This window comes from Pseudomonas sp. Sample_10 (assembly GCF_004321495.1).
In the GTDB taxonomy this organism is placed as follows: Bacteria; Pseudomonadota; Gammaproteobacteria; order Pseudomonadales; family Pseudomonadaceae; genus Aquipseudomonas.
Genome location: NZ_RCOE01000277.1, coordinates 1 through 2,971, shown reverse-complemented (window position 1 = coordinate 2,971; position 2,971 = coordinate 1). Strand labels below are relative to the sequence as shown.

Below are 2,971 nucleotides of genomic sequence, written 5' to 3'. Positions count from 1 at the left end.
AAAAAGGTGGAGAGTCGATCTGTAAGCCGGGTTCTGTCTTGAACAGTCATTCGTCTACGATGGCCATCACTGGACATCTTTAGCAACCTACCCGGTCCCAGCGCGGGCCACGCCTTGGGACCCTATTTGGTCTTGCTCCAAGTGGGGTTTACCTAGCCACGAACTGTTGCCAGACGTGCGGTGCGCTCTTACCGCACCTTTTCACCCTTACCGGCGCCGAAGCGCTTAGGCGGTTATTTTCTGTGGCACTTTCCGTAGGCTCACGCCTCCCAGGCATTACCTGGCACTTCGCCCTATGGAGCCCGGACTTTCCTCCCCCCCCTAATTTTCATAGAGGGCAGCGACTGTCCGATCGACTCTCCGCCGCGAAGGTTAACGGCAGAGCGTGCGAAGAACAAGCGCTAAAAGCCTTTAGCCACGCCTGCGCGTCGGGTTTTATTCGCCTTTCTGTTTATCCAGCGCGACTTGATAGAGAACATTCTTACGCTCCCCGGTAATTTGCGCCGCCAATGCCGCCGCGCGCTTGAGCGGCATTTCTTCGAGTAACAGATTCAGCACGCGCATTGCCTCGCTGCTGACTGCATCTTCAGACTCGGGCACTGTCCAGCCAGCGACCAGCACCACGCATTCGCCGCGCTGTTGATTGCTGTCCGACTCGACGAACTGCCGCAACTCGCCCAGTGGCAATCCCTTCAGTGTTTCAAAGGTTTTCGTCAGTTCGCGAGCAAGCAGCGCTGGACGTTCTGGCCCGAACACCAACTCCATGTCCTGCAGGCATTCCAGAATACGGTGCGGCGCCTCGTAGAAAATCAGGGTGCGCGGCTCTTCCTTTACCAGCTCAAGACGCGCACGTCGCCCAACGGCTTTGGCCGGCAGAAAACCTTCGAAGATGAAACGGTCCGACGGCAGACCCGCCGCCGACAAAGCCGCCACCAACGCACAGGCACCCGGCACGGGCACCACATTGATCCCGGCAGCGCGAGCCTGGCGCACCAGATGATAACCAGGATCAGAAATCAGCGGCGTACCGGCATCGGAGATCAGCGCCACATCGTCACCCGCGAGCAGACGGGTAATAAAGCGACTGCCTTCATCGCGCTCATTGTGCTCATGGCACGCGGCGAGCGGCGTTGGAATGCCGAAGTGCTGCATCAAACGCTGGGAGTGACGAGTGTCCTCGGCGGCGATCAAGGCAACATCACGCAGGATCTTCAGCGCGCGCGCACTGATGTCGTCCAGGTTGCCGATGGGCGTCGCCACCACATAAAGCGAGCCAGCAGCGGAATTCAAAGCACCTGGAGCAGTCAAAGCGCACACCTCATGATCGATAAAGCGGGCATTGTAACCCGTAGCGGCGCTTGCGATACGCGTGAGCAATGCTCGCTTTTGCCGCGTTTTGTGCCGCACAGCAACAATTGCGCAAGCTAAATTGATCGATTCACGCCACTAACATCGCGCCCCGGCCAGTGCTTGGGTACAATTCCACGCTAATTTGATCGAGTATCAGGAACACTTACATGATCGCTTGCCTGCGGCTGCTCACTGCCCTCTGCCTCGCTGCCTTGCTGGCGGCTTGCGCCAGCTCGCCCTCCTCCAGCCTTGGCGAACTTCCACGGACCCCGGATGCCAGTATCGAGCAACTGCTCGAGAAGGCCGCCCAGAGCAAATCGCCGGAGGATGCAGCATTGCTGCGCTTGAGCGCAGCTGACCTGGCCTACCGCCAGGGTAATGCCGCCCAGTCCGCACAAATCCTGCAACAAGTACCCGTCGAGCAACTCAAGCCCGGCCAGCAGGTATTCGCCAGCACACTGGCCGCCGAATTGGCGATGACCCGCAACCAGCCGAAAGCCGCGTTGACGGCCTTGAGCCATCCGAGCCTGCAACGCCTGGGCGAATTGCCCGAAGAGCAGCAGGTCCGCACCGGCACCGTTCGCGCCCGCGCGCTTGAAGCCGACGGCCAGACCCTGGCTGCCGCACAGGAGCGGATCTTCATCGCGCCGATGCTCAAAGATGAAGCAGCCAGCAAAAACCATGAAGCGATCTGGGTATTGATCGCCTCGCTGCCGACCGATCAATTGCAGCCCAACACCACCGATGACCTCGGCGGCTGGATGGGCCTGGCACTGGCGGTGAAAACTGCCGGCACCCTGGAACAGCAGCAGGCTGCCATCGACAACTGGCGTGAGCAGAATCCGAAACACCCGGCCGCCGCCCAGTTGCCACTACCACTGACCAAACTCAAGGAACTGGCCAGCCAGCCCCTGAGCAAAATAGCGTTGTTGCTGCCACAAGACGGCCCACTGGCCTCGGTGGGCAAGGCGCTGCGCGAAGGCTTCATGGCCGCTCACTATCAGGCCCAACAAGCCGGGCAGAAGCCGCCAGCCATCGAGTTCTATGACAGCTCGAAACTGTCCTCCCTCGATGAGTTTTATCGCAAGGCCCAGGCAGACGGCGTGCAACTGGTCGTCGGTCCGCTTGAGAAGCCACTGGTCAAACAGCTGAGCACTCGCCCGCAACTGCCAATCACCACCCTGGCACTGAACTACAGCGAAGGCGAACAAGGTCCGCCCCAGCTGTTCCAGTTCGGGCTTGCCGCTGAAGACGAAGCCCGCGAAGTCTCCCGCCGCGCTCGCGCCGACGGCCTGCATCGCGCTGCCATCATGGTGCCGAAAGGCGAATGGGGCGATCGCGTGTTGCGTGCGTTCAGCCAGGACTGGCAAGCCAACGGCGGCAGCATCGTTGCCACCGAACGCGTCGACCAGCCAGTGCAACTGGCCCAGCAGATTGCCGACATGTTCCAGCTGCGTCAGAGCGAAGGTCGCGCCAAGAGCCTGCAAAGCACCGTAGGTTCGCAGGTCGCCGCCCAGCCTTCCCGTCGCCAGGATATCGAGTTCATCTTCCTCGCTGCCACGCCGCAACAGGCCCAGCAGATCAAGCCGACCCTGAACTTCCAGTACGCCGGCGACGTTCC

The 2,971-nt window shown here is 60.8% G+C and carries 2 protein-coding genes and 1 other RNA gene; 1 reads left to right on the top strand and 2 read right to left on the bottom strand.

Going from position 1 to position 2,971, the window contains the following annotated elements:
* Positions 1-6: 6 nt before the first annotated feature.
* Positions 7-360: RNase P RNA component class A (gene rnpB, locus D8U18_RS26445), an RNA gene on the bottom strand.
* 75 nt (positions 361-435) lie between these two features.
* Positions 436-1,308 (bottom strand): 16S rRNA (cytidine(1402)-2'-O)-methyltransferase, encoded by an 873-nt coding sequence (rsmI, locus tag D8U18_RS26440; RefSeq protein ID WP_056853205.1) that lies wholly within the window; start codon positions 1,306-1,308, stop codon positions 436-438.
* A 209-nt stretch (positions 1,309-1,517) separates the two neighbouring features.
* Between rsmI and D8U18_RS26435 the strand changes: the two genes are divergently transcribed.
* On the top strand, positions 1,518-2,971 hold a 1,454-nt coding region (locus D8U18_RS26435), incomplete at its 3' end, for a penicillin-binding protein activator (RefSeq protein WP_131109004.1).